The sequence below is a fragment of the Azotobacter beijerinckii genome, from assembly GCF_900110885.1.
Lineage (GTDB): Bacteria > Pseudomonadota > Gammaproteobacteria > Pseudomonadales > Pseudomonadaceae > Azotobacter > Azotobacter beijerinckii.
Window position 1 is genome coordinate 76,363 of the sequence record NZ_FOFJ01000009.1, and the last position, 16,728, is coordinate 93,090.

At 68.5% G+C, this 16,728-nt stretch carries 21 protein-coding genes; 8 read left to right on the forward strand and 13 right to left on the reverse strand.

The window, feature by feature from the left end; translation table 11 throughout:
* Window positions 1–48: 48 nt before the first annotated feature.
* From algC to coaBC, 3 genes are all read right to left on the reverse strand, one after another.
* Window positions 49–1,446 carry a phosphomannomutase/phosphoglucomutase gene (algC, locus tag BMY22_RS06870; RefSeq protein WP_208599240.1) on the reverse strand — a complete coding sequence of 466 codons (1,398 nt, stop codon included), beginning with the start codon at window positions 1,444–1,446 and terminating at the stop codon, window positions 49–51.
* Between the two features lie 191 nt (window positions 1,447–1,637).
* On the reverse strand, window positions 1,638–2,093 hold the full coding sequence (gene dut / locus BMY22_RS06875; RefSeq protein WP_090620629.1) for a dUTP diphosphatase: 456 nt from the start codon (window positions 2,091–2,093) through the stop codon (window positions 1,638–1,640).
* A 5-nt stretch (window positions 2,094–2,098) separates the two neighbouring features.
* Window positions 2,099–3,307 (reverse strand): bifunctional phosphopantothenoylcysteine decarboxylase/phosphopantothenate--cysteine ligase CoaBC, encoded by a 1,209-nt coding sequence (gene coaBC / locus BMY22_RS06880; protein WP_090620630.1) that lies wholly within the window; start codon window positions 3,305–3,307, stop codon window positions 2,099–2,101.
* Between the two features lie 158 nt (window positions 3,308–3,465).
* Between coaBC and radC the strand changes: the two genes are divergently transcribed.
* Complete coding sequence (radC, locus tag BMY22_RS06885; RefSeq protein ID WP_090620632.1) at window positions 3,466–4,140, forward strand: RadC family protein; 675 nt, start codon at window positions 3,466–3,468, stop codon at window positions 4,138–4,140.
* A 35-nt stretch (window positions 4,141–4,175) separates the two neighbouring features.
* Here radC and mtgA read toward each other — a convergent pair whose 3' ends face one another.
* Window positions 4,176–4,868 carry a monofunctional biosynthetic peptidoglycan transglycosylase gene (gene mtgA / locus BMY22_RS06890; protein WP_167363707.1) on the reverse strand — a complete coding sequence of 231 codons (693 nt, stop codon included), beginning with the start codon at window positions 4,866–4,868 and terminating at the stop codon, window positions 4,176–4,178.
* Between the two features lie 69 nt (window positions 4,869–4,937).
* On the opposite strand from mtgA, the gene BMY22_RS06895 reads away from it, so the two are divergent.
* The 4 genes from BMY22_RS06895 (at window position 4,938) to trmB (ending at window position 7,290) form a co-directional block, all read left to right on the forward strand.
* Window positions 4,938–5,315 carry a DUF423 domain-containing protein gene (locus BMY22_RS06895; RefSeq protein ID WP_090620636.1) on the forward strand — a complete coding sequence of 126 codons (378 nt, stop codon included), beginning with the start codon at window positions 4,938–4,940 and terminating at the stop codon, window positions 5,313–5,315.
* Window positions 5,316–5,403: 88 nt separating this feature from the next.
* Window positions 5,404–5,604 carry a sulfur carrier protein ThiS gene (thiS, locus tag BMY22_RS06900; RefSeq protein ID WP_090620638.1) on the forward strand — a complete coding sequence of 67 codons (201 nt, stop codon included), beginning with the start codon at window positions 5,404–5,406 and terminating at the stop codon, window positions 5,602–5,604.
* Between the two features lie 79 nt (window positions 5,605–5,683).
* On the forward strand, window positions 5,684–6,478 hold the full coding sequence (locus BMY22_RS06905; protein WP_090620639.1) for a thiazole synthase: 795 nt from the start codon (window positions 5,684–5,686) through the stop codon (window positions 6,476–6,478).
* Window positions 6,479–6,567: 89 nt separating this feature from the next.
* The gene (gene trmB, locus BMY22_RS06910; protein ID WP_090620641.1) at window positions 6,568–7,290 is read left to right on the forward strand and encodes a tRNA (guanosine(46)-N7)-methyltransferase TrmB; all 723 of its coding nucleotides are present in this window, start codon (window positions 6,568–6,570) and stop codon (window positions 7,288–7,290) included.
* 57 nt (window positions 7,291–7,347) lie between these two features.
* Here trmB and hemW read toward each other — a convergent pair whose 3' ends face one another.
* The 9 genes from hemW to BMY22_RS06955 form a co-directional block, all read right to left on the reverse strand.
* Window positions 7,348–8,502: a radical SAM family heme chaperone HemW gene (hemW, locus tag BMY22_RS06915; RefSeq protein ID WP_208599243.1), complete on the reverse strand. Its 1,155-nt coding sequence runs from the start codon at window positions 8,500–8,502 to the stop codon at window positions 7,348–7,350.
* A 32-nt stretch (window positions 8,503–8,534) separates the two neighbouring features.
* Window positions 8,535–9,131 carry an RdgB/HAM1 family non-canonical purine NTP pyrophosphatase gene (gene rdgB, locus BMY22_RS06920; protein ID WP_090620643.1) on the reverse strand — a complete coding sequence of 199 codons (597 nt, stop codon included), beginning with the start codon at window positions 9,129–9,131 and terminating at the stop codon, window positions 8,535–8,537.
* Window positions 9,128–9,544, reverse strand: coding sequence for a DUF4426 domain-containing protein (locus BMY22_RS06925; RefSeq protein WP_090620645.1), 417 nt, complete (start codon window positions 9,542–9,544; stop codon window positions 9,128–9,130). The genes rdgB and BMY22_RS06925 overlap by 4 nt, the downstream gene beginning before the upstream one ends.
* A gap of 93 nt (window positions 9,545–9,637) precedes the next feature.
* A complete protein-coding gene (gene metW / locus BMY22_RS06930) occupies window positions 9,638–10,228 on the reverse strand; it encodes a methionine biosynthesis protein MetW (protein WP_090620646.1) in 591 nt (196 codons plus the stop codon).
* Between the two features lie 7 nt (window positions 10,229–10,235).
* Window positions 10,236–11,369, reverse strand: a complete 1,134-nt coding sequence (gene metX / locus BMY22_RS06935) for a homoserine O-succinyltransferase MetX (RefSeq protein ID WP_279626350.1) — start codon at window positions 11,367–11,369, stop codon at window positions 10,236–10,238.
* Window positions 11,370–11,449: 80 nt separating this feature from the next.
* Window positions 11,450–11,749, reverse strand: a complete 300-nt coding sequence (locus BMY22_RS06940; protein WP_090620648.1) for a DUF167 domain-containing protein — start codon at window positions 11,747–11,749, stop codon at window positions 11,450–11,452.
* Complete coding sequence (locus BMY22_RS06945) at window positions 11,749–12,342, reverse strand: YggT family protein (RefSeq protein WP_090620650.1); 594 nt, start codon at window positions 12,340–12,342, stop codon at window positions 11,749–11,751. Before BMY22_RS06945 ends, BMY22_RS06940 begins: the two co-directional genes overlap by 1 nt.
* A gap of 17 nt (window positions 12,343–12,359) precedes the next feature.
* Window positions 12,360–13,178 carry a pyrroline-5-carboxylate reductase gene (proC, locus tag BMY22_RS06950; protein ID WP_090620652.1) on the reverse strand — a complete coding sequence of 273 codons (819 nt, stop codon included), beginning with the start codon at window positions 13,176–13,178 and terminating at the stop codon, window positions 12,360–12,362.
* Window positions 13,179–13,195: 17 nt separating this feature from the next.
* Window positions 13,196–13,888, reverse strand: a complete 693-nt coding sequence (locus tag BMY22_RS06955) for a YggS family pyridoxal phosphate-dependent enzyme (RefSeq protein ID WP_090620654.1) — start codon at window positions 13,886–13,888, stop codon at window positions 13,196–13,198.
* A gap of 71 nt (window positions 13,889–13,959) precedes the next feature.
* Here BMY22_RS06955 and BMY22_RS06960 point away from each other — a divergent pair, with 71 nt between their 5' ends.
* The 3 genes from BMY22_RS06960 to BMY22_RS06970 all read left to right on the forward strand — a co-directional run bounded on the left by BMY22_RS06960 (window position 13,960) and on the right by BMY22_RS06970 (window position 16,683).
* Complete coding sequence (locus BMY22_RS06960) at window positions 13,960–14,994, forward strand: type IV pilus twitching motility protein PilT (RefSeq protein WP_090620656.1); 1,035 nt, start codon at window positions 13,960–13,962, stop codon at window positions 14,992–14,994.
* A gap of 73 nt (window positions 14,995–15,067) precedes the next feature.
* Window positions 15,068–16,213: a PilT/PilU family type 4a pilus ATPase gene (locus BMY22_RS06965; protein ID WP_090620657.1), complete on the forward strand. Its 1,146-nt coding sequence runs from the start codon at window positions 15,068–15,070 to the stop codon at window positions 16,211–16,213.
* A 68-nt stretch (window positions 16,214–16,281) separates the two neighbouring features.
* Window positions 16,282–16,683, forward strand: a complete 402-nt coding sequence (locus BMY22_RS06970) for a TM2 domain-containing protein (protein ID WP_090620659.1) — start codon at window positions 16,282–16,284, stop codon at window positions 16,681–16,683.
* Window positions 16,684–16,728 lie beyond the last annotated feature (45 nt).

Here is a 16,728-nt window from a genome sequence, read left to right on the forward strand (position 1 = left end):
CCGATTCCCGCCCGGTGGCGGGAATCGGCCTTGGCATGCCGGGGGGATTTAGAACGGCAGCTTCAGATCCGGGGCGACAGTATAAAGCTGCGCACGGAACACTTCCTGGATGCGTTGCAGCTCCTCGGCGCTCTCGGCCTCGAAGCGCAGCACCAGCACCGGGGTGGTGTTGGAGGCGCGCACCAGGCCCCAGCCCTTCGGATAGTCGACGCGCACGCCGTCGAGGGTGCTCACCTCGGCGCCGGCGTCCCAGCGGGCATCGCGCTGCAGGGCCTCGATGATGGCGAACTTGCTTTCCTCGGTGACCTTGATGTTGATCTCCGGGGTGGAAAGGTCGACCGGGAAGTCGGCGAACACCTGGTCGGCGTTGCGCGAATCCTGGGCGAGGATCTCCAGCAGGCGGGCGGCGCTGTAGAGGCCGTCGTCGAAGCCGAACCAGCGCTCCTTGAAGAAAATGTGCCCGCTCATCTCGCCGGCGAGCAGCGCGCCGCTTTCCTTCATCTTCTTCTTGATCAGCGAGTGGCCGGTCTTCCACATCAGCGGGCGACCGCCGTTGGCCTTGATCAGCGGGGTCAGACGGCGGGTGCACTTGACGTCGAAGATGATCTCGGCGCCGGGGTTGCGCGAGGCGACGTCCTTGGCGAAGAGCATCAAGAGCTGGTCGGGGTAGATGATGGCGCCGCTGTTGGTCACCACGCCGACGCGGTCGCCGTCGCCGTCGAAGGCCAGGCCGAGGTCGGCCTTCTCGCTGGCGACCTTGGCGATCAGGTCTTCCAGGTTCTCCGGCTTGCCGGGGTCCGGGTGGTGGTTGGGGAAGTTGCCGTCGACCTCGCAGAACAGCGGGATCACCTCGCAGCCGAGCGCCTCGATCAGGCGCGGGGCGATCACCCCGGCGACGCCGTTGCCGCAGTCGACCACCACCTTCAGCTTGCGCGCCAGACGGATGTCGCCGCTGACCTGCGCGAAGTAGCGCTCCAGCACGTCGACCTGCTCGACGCGGCCTTCGCCGGCGGTCAGGTCGCCGCTCTCGATGCGCTCGCGCAGTACCTGGATCTGTTCGTTGGCCAGGGTATCGCCGGCGACGACGATCTTGAAGCCGTTGTAGTCCGGCGGGTTGTGGCTGCCGGTGAGCTGCACGCCGGACTTGCCGGCGAGGATGTTGGCCGCGTAGTAGAGCACCGGGGTCGGCACCATGCCGACGTCGCTGACGGTGCAGCCGCTGTCGCGCACGCCGCGGATCAGTTGCTCGACCAGCTCGGGGCCGGACAGGCGGCCGTCGCGCCCGACCGAGACGTTCGGCTCGCCCTTGGCCAGGCTTTCCGAACCGATGGCCCGGCCGATCCAGTAGGCGGCTTCCGGGGTCAGGCTGTCGCCGACCACGCCGCGGATGTCGTAGGCCCGGAAGATGCTGGCGGGCAGGTTGGGGGCTTTCTGCAAGCTGTTCATGCGGGGGTGGTGCTCCGATGTTTCCGGACCGGCGGTCCGGGTTACTTCAGGGATGTCCATGTCGGGCATGTCGTTGGGTACAGCAGCCAGCGACCGATTCGGCGGGCAAGCGGCCATTCGATTGCCATCAGGCGCCGGCCCGCAGGTTTGATGGACGAAGCGGCGCAGAGTTCCAAGGGGCCGGGTTTTCGTCAGTGGCTGCCCGAGTGGCCGAAGCCGCCGGTGCCGCGCTGGCTTTCGTCGAAGGCCTCGACCAGTTCGAAACGCGCCTGCACCACCGGCACCAGCACCAGCTGGGCGATGCGCTCGCCGACCGCGATGCGAAAGGCGCTCTGGCCGCGGTTCCAGCAAGAGACCATGAGTTCGCCCTGGTAGTCCGAGTCGATCAGCCCGACCAGATTGCCGAGGACGATGCCGTGCTTGTGGCCGAGCCCCGAGCGCGGCAGGACCAGCGCGGCCAATCCCGGATCGGCGATGTGGATGGCCAGCCCGGTGGGAATCAGCGTGGTCTGTCCCGGCTCCAGGGTCAGTTCTTCCTGGAGCATGGCGCGCAGGTCGAGGCCGGCGGAGCCGGCGGTGGCGTAGGCGGGCAGCGGGTAGTCGCTGCCCAGGCGGGGGTCGAGAATCTTGGCTTGCAGACTGTGCATGGGTATCAGGCCTGGTCGAGGCGGTCGGCGATGAAGGCGATCAGCTGGCGGGCGATCTTGCCCTTGCTAGTCTGGGCGAAGCGGGTTTCCCGTTGTGCGCGGTCGATCACGCTGACCGCGTTCTCTTCGCTGTTGAAGCCGATACTGGGGTTGGCCACGTCGTTGGCGACGATCAGGTCGAGATTTTTGGCCTTGAGCTTGCGCAGGGCATATTCCAGCAGATTTTCGGTCTCGGCGGCGAAGCCGACGCTGAACGGTCGGTCGGGGCGCTGCGCCAGGGTGGCGAGGATGTCCGGATTGCGCACCAGCTGCAGGAGCAGGCCGTCGTCGCGGTCCGGATCTTTCTTCAGCTTCTGCGGGGCGATCACCTGCGGGCGGTAGTCGGCCACCGCGGCGGCGGCGATGAGCAGGTCGCAGGGCATCGCCGCCTCGCAGGCGGCGAGCATGTCGCGGGCGCTGACCACGTCGATGCGCTCGACCCGGTCCGGGCTCGGCAGATGCACCGGGCCGCTGACCAGGGTCACCCGGGCGCCGGCCTCGGCGGCGGCCTCGGCCAGGGCGAAGCCCATCTTGCCGGAGCTGTGGTTGGTGATGTAGCGCACCGGGTCGATGTTTTCCTGGGTCGGGCCGGCGGTGATCAGCACGTGGCGGCCGGTCAGGCGGCCGCTGGCGAAGCAGTCGGCAGCCCGCTGGGCCAGTTCCGCCGGCTCCAGCATGCGTCCTGGGCCGACGTCGCCGCAGGCCTGGCTGCCTTCGGCCGGGCCGAACAGGCGCAGGCCGCGGGCGGCGAGGGTCTGCGCGTTGGCCTGGGTCGCCGGGTCGCGCCACATCGCCTGGTTCATCGCCGGCGCCAGGGCCACCGGGGCGTCGGTGGCCAGCACCAGGGCGGTCAGCAGGTCGTCGGCCACGCCCTGGGCGAGGCGCGCCAGCAGGTCGGCGGTGGCCGGGGCGATCAGCACCAGGTCGGCCCAGCGGGCCAGTTCGATATGGCCCATCGCCGCTTCGGCGGCGGGATCGAGCAGATCCAGGTGCACCGGGTGGCCGGACAGGGCCTGGAGGGTCAGGGGGGTGATGAATTCGCGCCCGCCCCGGGTCATCACCACATGGACTTCCGCGCCCTGGTCGCGCAGGCGACGGACCAGCTCCGCGCTCTTATAGGCGGCGATGCCGCCGCCGACGCCCAGGACGATGCGTTTCCGATACAGCCGCTGCATAGACCTGCCTTGCGTTGTTGTCGTGGTCGCGTGCCCCGGCGTGTCCCGGGCAGCGGGACTGCCTGAGCGTGCTCCCCGTCACGGCCGGGCACAAAATGCCGGTTAAGATAGCACAGCCCCCGCGCAGGAAGCAGCGGGGCGCTCGACAGGGAGGTGACATGAGCATTCGGGACTGGCCGGCGACGGAGCGGCCGCGGGAAAAACTGCTGGAGCAGGGCGCGCCGGCGCTGAGCGACGCCGAACTCCTGGCGATCTTCCTGCGCACCGGGGTCGCCGGGCAGAGCGCGGTGGATCTGGCCCGTCATCTGCTGAACGACTTCGGCACCCTGCGCGCCCTGCTCGAGGCCGATCAGGCCTCGTTCAGCCGCCGCCTCGGCCTCGGGCCGGCGAAGTTCGCCCAGTTGCAGGCGGTGCTGGAGATGTCGCGCCGCCATCTGGCCGAGCGCCTGCGCCGCGACTCCGCGCTGGAGAGCCCGCAGGCGGTGCGCGACTACCTGAAGGCGCGCCTGCGCCACGAGCCCCACGAGATCTTCGGCTGCCTGTTCCTCGATGCCAAGCACCGGGTGCTGGCCTTCGAGGCGCTGTTCCACGGCACCGTCGACGGCGCCAGCGTCTATCCGCGCCAGGTGGTCAAGCGCGCCCTGGCGCACAACGCCGCCGCGCTGATCCTCACCCACAACCACCCCTCCGGCGTCGCCGAGCCGAGCCAGGCCGACCGCAGCCTGACCCAGCGGCTGAAGGAAGCGTTGGCGCTGATCGACGTGCGGGTGCTCGACCATTTCATCGTCGGCGACGGCGAGCCGCTGTCGATGGCCGAGCACGGCTGGCTGTAGCGGCGGCCGAGCGCTCGGCGGGCGGAGTACGGCGCTCAGAGGCGCTCGAGGTAGGCGCTGCCGCCCAGCTGGCGGATCTGCCGGGCGATCCAGTCGGCGCGGTGCCCGACGTAGGCGCTCGGTGCGGAGGCGCTCCGCTCCCGCGGATTGGGCAGGACGGCGGCGAGCAGGCTGGCCTGGCGGGTCGACAGGTAGGGCGCACCGATGCCGAAGTGATGGCGGGCGGCGGCCTCGGCGCCGAAGATCCCGTCGCCCCATTCGGCGCTGTTCAGGTAGACCTCGAGAATCCGCTGCTTGGGCCAGCAGAGTTCGATCAGCGCGGTGAACCAGGTCTCGATGCCCTTGCGCAGCCAGCTGCGCCCGGACCAGAGGAACAGGTTCTTCGCCACCTGCTGGCTGAGGGTGCTGGCGCCGCGCAGCGTGCCGCCCAGCTCGTTGTGTTTCAGGGCGGCGCGGATCGCCGCGAGATCGAAGCCCCAGTGCTCGGCGAAGTGCTGGTCCTCGGCGGCGATCACCGCCATCTTCAGGTCGTCCGGCAGTTCTTCCCAGGGACGCCATTCCCGCCGCAGTTCGAGCGGTCGGCCGTCGAGCCAGGACTCCAGCTCGCGCTCCACCATCAGCGCGCTGCCCGGCGGCGGCAGCCAGCGCAGGGTCAGTACCAGCAGGAGGGAGCCGGCGGCGAGCCAGAGCGGCAACTGGAGCAGGCGGCGGAGCAGGGATCTGGGCATGGTCGGCTTGGCCGGGGCGGTCGGGCGGGTCATTATAGCGACCCCGTTTGGTCTGTCCGGAGTTCATCCATGGCGCGTGTCTTCCTGCTGCTGGCCGCCCTGTTCGGTTTCGCCGGCGTCGCCCTCGGTGCCTTCGGCGCCCACGGTCTGCGCGGTCTACTGACACCGGAATACCTGGAGGTGTTCCAGACTGGGGTGCACTACCAGCAGTTCCATGCCCTGGCACTGCTCGCCGTCGGCCTGCTCGCCCTGCACCGCCCCGGACGCCTGCTGGCGGCGGCCGGCATCCTCTTCGGACTGGGCATCCTGATGTTCTCCGGCAGTCTCTACCTGCTCACCCTCGGCGGTTTCAAGCTCGGTCTGGTCACGCCGTTCGGCGGTCTGGCCTTCCTCCTCGGCTGGCTGTGTCTGGGACTGGCCGGCTGGCGGGTCGGCGCATCGGCCTGAGTGGCCGGGTGGGCCCCCTGCCGCTACCTTGGTGATCGCCGCGGATCGGGGCTAGAATGCCGAACCTTCCGGACGCAGCGAACCCGTCATGCGCATTCACCTGAACGGCGAACCCTACGAACTTGCCGATGGCCAGACCGTCGCCGACCTGTTGGCCCGTCTGGATCTGGTCGGCCGGCGCGTCGCGGTCGAACTCAATCTCGACATCGTGCCCCGCAGCCTGCACGCCGCCACCGCCTTGCGCGAGGGCGACCGGATAGAGGTGGTGCACGCCATTGGTGGTGGTTGAAACACCTTCGCGCCCGGCCCGACCGCGGGACGGCGCTCCGGCACCACCCTTTCAACCGCCTGCCCAGGAGGAAATCCCGATGAGTCCCGCTCGCAACGACAAGCCCTTTACCCTGGCCGGCCGCACCTACAGCTCGCGTCTGCTGGTCGGCACCGGCAAGTACAAGGATCTCGAGGAGACCCGCCAGGCCATCGAGGCCTCCGGCGCCGAGATCGTCACCGTCGCGGTGCGCCGCACCAACATCGGCCAGAACCCCGGCGAGCCGAACCTGCTCGAGGTGATCAGCCCGGCGCGCTACACCATCCTGCCGAATACCGCCGGTTGCTACACCGCCGAGGAAGCGGTGCGCACCTGCCGCCTGGCCCGCGAGCTGCTGGACGGCCACCAACTGGTCAAGCTGGAAGTGCTGGCCGACCAGAAGACCCTCTTCCCCAACGTGATCGAGACCCTCAAGGCCGCCGAAGTGCTGGTCAAGGACGGCTTCGACGTGATGGTCTACACCAGCGACGACCCGATCATCGCCCGCCAGCTGGCGGAAATGGGCTGCATCGCAGTGATGCCGCTGGCCGGCCTGATCGGCACCGGCCTGGGTATCTGCAACCCCTACAATCTGCGGATCATCCTCGAGGAGGCGACGGTGCCGGTGCTGGTGGATGCCGGGGTGGGCACCGCCTCGGACGCGACCATCGCTATGGAGCTGGGCTGCGAGGCGGTGCTGATGAACAGCGCCATCGCCCACGCCCAGGACCCGGTGCTGATGGCCCGGGCGATGAAGCACGCCATCGAGGCCGGACGCCTGGCCTATCTGGCCGGGCGCATGCCGAAGAAGCTCTACGCCAGCGCCTCGTCGCCGCTGGAAGGCTTGATCCGTTAATTTTCCCGGCGGCGCCCGGCGTCGCCTGCGTTCAGCGAAGCGAGTCCGGTCCGCGAGGGCAGGGCTCGTTTGTCTTTTCAGGAAGCGTTATGACCGACGAAATCCAACAGGCGCCGCAAACCGCCGACGAAGCGCCGCGCCTGCGCACCATCAAGAGCTTCGTGATGCGCGCCGGGCGCATGACGGAAGGCCAGCAGCGCGGCCTCGAACAGGGCTGGCCGAAGTTCGGCCTGGCCCTGGAAGACGGCCTGCGCGATTTCGACCAGGTGTTCGGGCGCCGTGCGCCGCGCACCTTCGAGATCGGCTTCGGCATGGGCCACTCGACCCTGGAGATGGCGGCAAGCGCGCCGGAGCAGGACTTCATCGGCGTCGAGGTGCACAAGCCGGGCGTCGGCGCCCTGCTCAACGGCGCCCTGGCGCAGAACCTGACCAACCTGCGCGTCTACAGCTGCGATGCGCTGGACGTGCTGCGCCAGTGCGTGGCCGACGCCAGCCTGGACCGGGTGCTGCTGTTCTTCCCCGACCCCTGGCACAAGAGCCGCCACCACAAGCGGCGTATCGTCCAGCCGGCGTTCGCCGAGCTGGTGCGCCAGAAGCTCAGGGGCGGCGGCGTACTGCACATGGCCACCGACTGGCAGCCCTACGCCGAGTACATGCTGGAGGTGATGAACGCCGCGCCGGGCTACCGCAACCTGGCCGCGGACGGCACTTATGTGCCGCGCCCCGACGAGCGCCCGGTGACCAAGTTCGAGCGCCGCGGCGAGCGCCTCGGGCATGGGGTGTGGGACTTGAAGTTCCAGCGCATCGATTGAGTGGGCGCGCAGGGTGGAAAAGGCCTGCGGTCGTTTTCCTCCCTGCGCCGGCCACGCCTACGGCAGGAAATGTTGCAGCAGGTCGTTGAGAAACAGCTGGCCGCGGGCGGTCGGGCGCAATAGCTGCGGATCGTTCTCCAGCAGGCCGGCGGCGCGGGCGGCGGCGCAGGGCTCGGCGATGGCCGCCAGCGGCAGGCCGGTGCGCTGTTCGAACAGCTCCGCCGGCACGCCTCCGGTCAGGCGCAGGGCGTTCATCATGAACTCGAACGGCAGCTCGGCCGCTTCCAGCAGGCGCTCGCCGGCCTGGAAGCGTTTGTCCGGGTCGAGGTAATCCTTGGGCAGGCGGGTTTTCCAGGTGCGGCGGATCTGGCCGTGCGGATCGCTGAGCTTGGCGTGGGCGCCGGCGCCGAGGCCGAGGAAGTCGCCGAAGGTCCAGTAGTTGAGGTTGTGCCGTGCGCGCCGGCCGTCCCGGGCATAGGCCGAGGTCTCGTACTGGACGAAGCCTTCGGCGGCGAGCAGCGCCTGGCCGGCTTCCTGGATGTCCCAGAGCAGGTCGTCCTCGGGAGTTTCCGGCGGCTGGTTCCAGAACACCGTGTTCGGCTCCAGGGTCAACTGGTACCAGGAGAGGTGCGTCGGCGCCAGGGCGATGGCCTGGCGCAGGTCGGCCAGCGCGCCGGCCACGTCCTGGCCGGGCAGGCCGTGCATCAGGTCGAGGTTGACGTTGTCGAAACCGGCGCGCCGCGCCATTTCGGCGGCGCGGATCGCCTCGAGGCCGTCGTGGATGCGGCCCAGCGCCTGGAGCTGGGCGGTCTGGAAGCTCTGCACGCCGATCGACAGGCGGTTGATGCCGAGGCGCCGGTAGTCGGCGAACTTGGCCTGTTCGAAGGTGCCGGGATTAGCCTCGAGGGTGATCTCGATATCGCGGGCAAACGCGATGCGACGGTTCATGCCGGCCAGCAGGCGGTCGAGGGCGCGGGCGGAGAACAGGCTGGGCGTGCCGCCGCCGAAGAAGATCGATACCAGCTCGCGGCCGTGGACGGCCGCGAGATCCGTCCTGAGGTCAGCGAGCAGGGCGTCGACGTAGGCCTCTTCCGGCAGCTCGGGACCGGCGGCGTGGGAGTTGAAATCGCAGTACGGGCACTTGCGCACGCACCACGGGATGTGGACGTACAGTGCCAGCGGCGGCAGCCGGAAATGTCCGGCAGGCGGCACGCGCAATGTGCCGCCCGGGTCGGGCGAGAGGTTCACGCGAGTCCCAGCCGCTGCCTGAGCAGGGCCATGGCGCGGGCGCGGTGGCTCAGGCGGTTCTTCTCCGCCGGTGCCAGCTCGGCGCTGGCGCAGTCCGTCTCCGGCACCCAGAACAGCGGGTCGTAGCCGAAGCCCTGCGCGCCGCGCGCCTCATGGAGGATGCGCCCGTGCCAGAGACCCTCGCAGAGGATCGGCAGCGGGTCCTCGGCATGTCGCACCAGCGCCAGGGCACAGACGAACTGGGCGCCGCGCTCGGCGTCCGGCACGTCGCGGAGCGCTTCCAGCAGCTTGGCGTTGTTCGCCGCATCGCCGCCTCCGCCGGCATAGCGCGCCGAGTAGATGCCCGGCGCGCCGCCGAGGGCGTCCACCGCCAGGCCCGAGTCGTCGGCCAGCGCCGGCAGGCCGGACACCCGCGCGGCGTGACGGGCCTTGAGGAGGGCGTTCTCGACGAAGGACAGGCCGGTTTCTTCCGGCTCGACGTCGCTGAATTCGCCGACCGAGCGCACCGCGACGGCATCGCCGAGCAGGGCCTGGAGTTCCTTGAGCTTGCCGGCGTTGTGGCTGGCCAGCACCAGTTGGGAAAGAGTCATCATTCGTCGGGGAAGAATTCCTGGTCGAACTCGAAGCTGTTGAGGGGGCCGCCGCCGCTCTGGACGTCGACCTTGAAGTGCAGGGTTTCCCGGTCGAAGGGAAACTGCGCCAGGTAATAGATGGCCTCGCCCTCGCGCACCTCGCGAAAGCTCAGCGTGCGGAGCTGTCCCAGGGTATTGCGCAGCTGGGCCTTGACCGTCGCGGGCTGGGCCTTGCCGGCCTTCAGCACGGAGACGTTGAGTACGCCCTCGCTCTTGCCGCGGACGATGCCGGCGGCGCTGGCGATCTCCGGTTGCAGGAAGCCGGAGTTGAAGGCGCTGTAGTGCACGTCGAGGTCGCCGAACGTCTGCAGGCGTTCGGCGGCGGTAGCCGACAACAGGCAGAGGGCGAGCAGGAACAGGGCTGGGCGACGCATGGCGATCTCCTTGCCGCAAGGGCGCGAGAGGTGGGATGGCCCCGGCCATGTCGTGGCGCCCCCGGCGGTGGGACCTTCGGTCGCACGGGGCCGCTAGCGGCTGACATGGTAGATGCCGATTTCACCTAACAGATTAGGCCACAGGCGGCTGGCCAGGCCATGCCGGTGCTCGCGGTCTACGGCCAGGCGCTGCAGCACGCGCACCTGGCGTTCGCGGCAGAGCGCCTCGAAGTCCTTGAAGGTGCAGAAGTGGATGTTCGGCGTGTTGTACCAGGTGTAGGGCAGGAACTCGGAAACCGGCATCCGCCCCTTGCTCGCCAGATCCCAGCGGCAGCGCCAGTGCCCGAAGTTGGGAAAGGTGATGATGCAGGTGCGGCCGACCCGCAGCATCTCCTCGAGGATGCGGTCCGGGTAGTGCACGGCCTGCAGCGCCTGGGTCATCACCACCACGTCGAAGCTGTCGCTGGCGAGGTTGCCGAGGCCCTTGTCGAGGTCCTGCTCGATTACGTTGATGCCCTTGTCGAGGCAGGCGGCGATGTTCTGCGGGTCGATCTCCAGGCCGTAGCCGCTGACTCGCTTGTGTTCGCCCAGCCAGGCCAGCAGTTCGCCGTCGCCGCAGCCGAGGTCGAGCACCCGGCTGCCGGCGGGAATCCACTCTTGGATGATGTCCAGGTCGGCTCTCATGGTCGCCTCACAGCGCGATTCGGTTCATGTAGCTGCGAAATCCCTGCAGGTAGCGGGGAATCGGCATGAGAAAGGCGTCGTGGCCCTGCGGTGCATCGATTTCCAGGTAGCTGACGTTCTTGCCGGCAGCGATCAGCGCGTCGACGATCTCCCGCGAGCGGGCCGGCGAGAAGCGCCAGTCGGTGGTGAAGGACATCAGGCAGAAGTCGGCCCGGGCCGCCGCCAGGGTCCTGGCCAGATCGTCGCCGTGGGCGGCGGCGGGGTCGAAGTAGTCCAGCGCCTTGGTCATCAGCAGGTAGGTGTTGGCGTCGAAGCGCCCGGAGAACTCCTCGCCCTGGTAGCGCAGGTAGCCCTCCACCTGGAACTCGACGCTGTGGAAGTCGTAGTTGAGCTGGTCGGTCTTCAGCTCGCGGCCGAATTTCTCGCCCATCGCATCGTCCGACAGGTAGGTGATGTGGCCGACCATGCGTGCCAGCATCAGGCCGCGCTTGGGGATCACCCCGCGTTCCTGGAAGTGTCCGCCGTGGAAGTCCGGGTCGGAGAGGATCGCCTGGCGCGCCACCTCGTTGAAGGCGATGTTCTGCGCCGACAGCTTGGGGGCCGTGGCGATCGCCAGGCAATGGCGGACCCGCTCGGGATAGCTGATGGTCCACTGCAGGGCCTGCATGCCGCCGAGGCTGCCGCCGACCACCGCGGCCCACTGCTGGATGCCCAGGGCATCGGCCAGGCGTGCCTGGCTGTGCACCCAGTCTTCCACCGTCACCACCGGGAAGTCCGCGCCGTAGGGGCGGGCGGTCGCCGGGTTGAGGCTGCCGGGGCCGGTCGAGCCGTTGCAGCCGCCGAGGTTGTTCAGGCTGACGACGAAGAACTTGCGGGTGTCGATGGGCTTGCCGGGACCGATGCTGCTGTCCCACCAGCCGGGTTTGCGATCCTCGGGGCTGTGGTAGCCGGCGGCATGGTGATGGCCGGACAGGGCGTGACAGATCAGCACCGCGTTGCTGCGCGCCGCGTTGAGTTCGCCGTAGGTTTCATAGACCAGTTCGTAGTCGCTCAGACTGCGCCCGCAGGCGAGCGTCAGCGGTTCGCTGAAATGCAGCATCTGCGGGCGGACCAGGCCGACGGAATCTTCGGGAAAAGCCAATGCAGGCCTCTGCTGTCGCAAAAAAGAGGCGCCAGTCTAAAGAGCGCTGACAGCGGCGGCAAGCGCGCGGCCGCCGCGGCTCAGGCGCCCGGCCGCGGGGCGAGGCCGGGCAGCTCGGGCAACTGCCGGGGCTGGCGGATGCGCACCCGCTTCTGGCGATTCAGTTCGCCGCTTTCCAGGCTCACCTGGCTCTTCGGCACGCCGAAGGCGCCGGCGAGGAAGGCCAGCAGGTGGGCGTTGGCCTTGCCCTCCACCGGCGGGGCGGTGAGGCGGATCTTCAGGCGCTCGCCGTGCAGCCCGGCGAATTCGTCCTTGCTGGCCTTGGGCTGCAGGTGGCAGGCGAGGATCAGGTCCTCGCCGTCCCAGCGGTACCAGCTCATCAGAGGAAGGGGCTGAGCGCGCGCGGCATGCCGGTCATGGCGGCGAGGTTGTTGATCACCAGCATGTCGAGCAGGTTCAGCGCGATGAAGGCGAAGATCGGCGAGATGTCCAGCCCGCCGAGGTTCGGCAGGATGCGGCGGAGCGGCGCGAGCAGGGGTTCGCAGATCTGGTTGACCAGTTGCGCGGCCGGGTTGTAGCTGCCGGGGGCGACCCAGGAAAGGATCACGCTGACGATCAGGGCGAAGAAGAACACCTTGAGGAACAGCGAGGCGACGCCGATCGCCGACCAGATCAAGAGCGGCAGCAGGTAGCCGCCGACGCCGTAGCCCATCAGCAGCAGGACGCCGATCATCAGCGCCAGCTGGACCAGGATGGCCAGCACCAGGGAGGCGAGGTCCAGCCCGCCGAAGCCGGGAACGATCCGCCGCAGCGGCTTGAGCAGCGGCTGGGTGGCCTTGACCACGAACTGGCTGAGGGGGTTGTAGAAGTCGGCGCGGACCAACTGGAGGATGAAGCGCAGCAGGACGATCAGCAGGTAGAGGCTGCCGAGGCTCTGCACGATGTAGACGATCGCGGTGTTCAATCCGTTCATTCGGGAATGGCTCCTGGTTATCGGCCCAGCTGTTCGGCCAGTTCGGCGGAGCGCCGGGCGGCGGCGGCCAGCGCCTGCTGCACCAGGGCTTCGAAGCCGCCGGCCTGGAAGGCGTTGATCGCCGCTTCGGTGGTGCCGTTCGGCGAGGTCACCCGGCGGCGCAGTTCGGCGGCGTCGACGCCGCTTTCGGTGGCCATGCGTGCGGCGCCGAGGGCGGTCTGCAGGGTCAGTTGGGCGGCGGTGTCGCGCGGCAGACCGAGCTGCTCGCCGGCGGCGGTCATGGCCTCCATGAGCAGGAAGAAGTACGCCGGGCCGCTGCCGGACACCGCGGTGACGGCATCCAGCAGGCGTTCCTCGTCGAGCCACAGGGCCAGGCCGACCGCGCCCAGCAGCTGTTCGGCCTGCTGGCGCTGGGCGGCGGATACCCGGGCGTTGGCGAACAGGCCGCTGACGCCCTGGCGCAGCAGCGCCGGCGTGTTCGGCATGCAGCGCACCACGGGCCGCTCGCCCAGCCAGGCTTCGAGGCTGGCGCAGCCGATGCCGGCGGCGATGGAGACGATCAGCTGCTCCGGGCGCAGATGGGCGGCGAGCGCCTGGCAGACCGCCTTCATCACCTGCGGTTTGACTGCCAGCACCACCACCTCGGCACCGGCGACGGCCTCGGCGTTGTCGGCGAACAGCTCGATGCCGTGCTCGGCGGCGATGAGGGCGCGCTGTTCGGCGCCCGGGTCGCTGGCACGGATCGCAGCGGCCGGCACGCCCTGGGCGCGAAGCCCGCCGATCAGGCTGGCGGCCATGTTGCCGGCGCCGATGAAGGCGATGCGGGTGTCACTCATGGGAGACTTTCCTTTATCTAGCGGGGAGGCTGCCCGTAGTCGCGGGCGCCGAACAGGGCGGTGCCGATGCGCACCCAGGTGGCGCCTTCGGCGATGGCGGCCTCCAGGTCGTGGCTCATGCCCATGGAGAGGGTGTCGAGATCGAGGCCGAGCTTTTCCTTCAACTCGCGCAGGCGGGCGAAGGCGGCGCGCTGGGCGGCTGGGTCGTCGGTCGGTTCGGGAATCGCCATCAGCCCGCGCAGGCGCAGGTTGGGCAGCTCCGCCACGGCGCCGGCGAGCGCCGCCAGCTCCGCGGGGGCGCAGCCGGACTTGCTGGCCTCGCCGCTGACGTTGACCTGCAGGCAGAGGTTCAGCGGCGGCAGCCGCGCCGGGCGCTGCTCGGAGAGACGCTGGGCGATCTTCAGGCGGTCCACCGAGTGGACCCAGGCGAAGTGCTCGGCGAGGGCGCGGGTCTTGTTGGACTGGATCGGCCCGATGAAATGCCAGGTCAGCTCCAGGTCGCCCAGTTCGGCCTGCTTGGCTAGGGCCTCCTGCAGGTAGTTCTCGCCGAAGTCGCGCTGGCCGCAGGCGAAGGCCTCGCGCAGGGCGCTCGCCGGCTGGGTCTTGCTCACGGCCAGCAGCTGCACGTCCTGCGGATCGCGCCCGGAAGCTTGCGCCGCCTCACGGATACGCGCGCGAACCTTTGCAACACTCTCTGGGATCGTGGACATTTGTGCCGTTTCCTGCCCGGGCCGCCGGTTGTCGCGGCATTCTACCCGCTTGTTTGTGATTGGGGACCCCCATGGACATTACCGAGCTGCTCGCCTTCAGCGCCAAGCAGGGTGCGTCGGACCTGCACCTCTCTTCCGGTCTGCCGCCGATGATCCGCGTCGACGGCGATGTGCGCCGGATCAACCTGCCGCCGATGGATCACAAGCAGGTGCACGCGCTGATCTACGACATCATGAACGACAAGCAGCGCAAGGATTACGAGGAGTTCCTCGAGACCGACTTCTCCTTCGAGGTACCGGGCGTGGCGCGCTTCCGGGTCAACGCCTTCAACCAGAACCGCGGGGCCGGCGCGGTGTTCCGGACCATTCCGTCGCGGGTGCTGAGCATGGACGACCTGGGGATGGGCGAGGTGTTCAAGAAGATCACCGAGGTGCCGCGCGGGCTGGTGCTGGTCACCGGCCCCACCGGCTCGGGCAAGTCGACCACCCTGGCGGCGATGCTCGACTATCTGAACGCCAACAAGCACCACCACATCCTCACCATCGAGGACCCGATCGAGTTCGTCCACGAGTCGAAGAAGTGCCTGATCAACCAGCGCGAGGTGCACCGCGATACCCTGGGCTTCGCCGCGGCGCTGCGTTCGGCACTGCGCGAGGACCCGGACGTGATCCTGGTGGGCGAGATGCGCGACCTGGAAACCATCCGCCTGGCGCTGACCGCCGCGGAAACCGGCCACCTGGTGTTCGGCACCCTGCATACCACCTCGGCGGCCAAGACCATCGACCGGGTGGTCGACGTGTTTCCCGCGGAAGAGAAGTCGATGGTCCGCTCGATGCTCTCCGAGTCGCTGCAGTCGGTGATTTCCCAGACCCTGCTGAAGAAGGTCGGCGGCGGCCGGGTGGCGGCCCACGAGATCATGATCGGCACTCCGGCGATCCGTAACCTGATCCGCGAGGACAAGGTGGCGCAGATGTACTCGGCGATCCAGACCGGCGGCTCGATCGGTATGCAGACCCTCGACATGTGCCTGAAGAACCTGCTCTCCAAGGGCACGATCACTCGCGAGGCGGCCCGCGAGAAGGCGAAGATTCCCGACAATTTCTAGACCATGCGTCCTCCGGCGAACGGCCTGCCGCAGGCGGCCGTTTCTCCCGGGGGCGCGACAGGCGACCGAGACCATGGAATTCGAAAAGCTGCTGCGCCTGATGATGGAGAAGGGCGCTTCCGATCTGTTCATCACCGCGGGCATGCCGCCGTCGATGAAGCTCAACGGGCGCCTGGTGCCGGTGACCCGCAACCCGCTGTCGCCGGAACAGGCCCGGGAAACCGTGTTTTCGGTGATGAACGAGCAGCAGCGCCGCGAGTTCGCCGCCAGCCACGAGTGCAACTTCGCCATCAGCGCTCGCGGCATCGGCCGTTTCCGGGTCAGCGCCTTCTACCAGCGCAACCTGGCGGGGATGGTGCTGCGGCGCATCGAGACGCACATTCCGACCTTCGACGAACTGCAGTTGCCCGAGGTGCTGCGCGAGCTGTCGATGACCAAGCGCGGCCTGGTGCTGTTCGTCGGCGCCACCGGCACCGGCAAGTCCACCTCGCTGGCGGCGATGATCGGCTATCGCAACCAGAACAGCAGCGGCCACATCATCTCCATCGAGGACCCGATCGAGTTCATCCACCAGCACCAGGGCTGCATCGTCACCCAGCGCGAGGTGGGCATCGACACCGAGTCCTTCGAGGTGGCGCTGAAGAACACCTTGCGCCAGGCGCCGGACGTGATCATGGTCGGCGAGATCCGCACCCGCGAGACCATGGACTACGCGGTGGCCTTCGCCGAGACCGGCCACCTGTGCCTGGCTACCCTGCACGCCAACAATGCCAACCAGGCGCTCGACCGGATCATCAACTTCTTCCCCGCCGACCGTCACCACCAGGTGTGGATGGACCTGTCGCTGAACCTGCGCGCGATCGTCGCCCAGCAACTGATCCCGACGCCGGACGGCAAGGGTCGCCGGGCGGTGATCGAGGTGCTGATCAATACTCCGTTGATCTCCGACCTGATCCGCAAGGGCGAGGTCCACGAACTCAAGGCGGTGATGAAGCGCTCCACCGAGCACGGCATGCAGACCTTCGACCAGGCGCTGTACCAGCTCTACACCCAGGGCGAGATCACCTACGAGGAAGCCCTGCGCCACGCCGACTCGGCCAACGACCTGCGCCTGATGATCAAGCTGGAGTCGGAGACCGACGGTGCACACCTGTCCAACGTGGCCGACGGGTTCAGCCTGCAGGCCAGCGAGGACGACACCGGCCGGCGTGGACGCTGACGGGGCGGGCCGCTCTGGCCGCGGCGGCGGTTTGCACCCATCCTGCGGTTCTTTTCGGGAGGTTGGTCATGCAGATTCAGGATACCCACAGCAAGCTCATCGGCTACCTGTTGTGGATCTTCGGCTTTCTCGGCGCGCACCGCTTCTACTACGGCCGTCCGGTGACCGGGACGATCTGGTTCTTCACCCTCGGGCTGCTCGGCGTCGGCTGGCTGATCGACCTGTTCCTGATTCCGTCGATGGACCGCGAGGCTGATCTGCGCTTCCATGCCGGCCCCCTCGACTACAACGTCGCCTGGCTGCTGCTGACCTTCCTCGGGGTCTTCGGCGTGCACCGCCTGTACCAGGGCAAGTGGCTCACCGGCCTGCTCTACCTGCTGACCGGCGGCCTGTTCCTGGCCGGCGTGCTCTACGATTTCTGGACGCTGAACGAGCAGGTATCCCTGCGCAACGCCCAACAGAGCTATTGATCCCCGCACGACGAGGCCCGCCGGTTGGCGGGCCTCGTCGTGCGG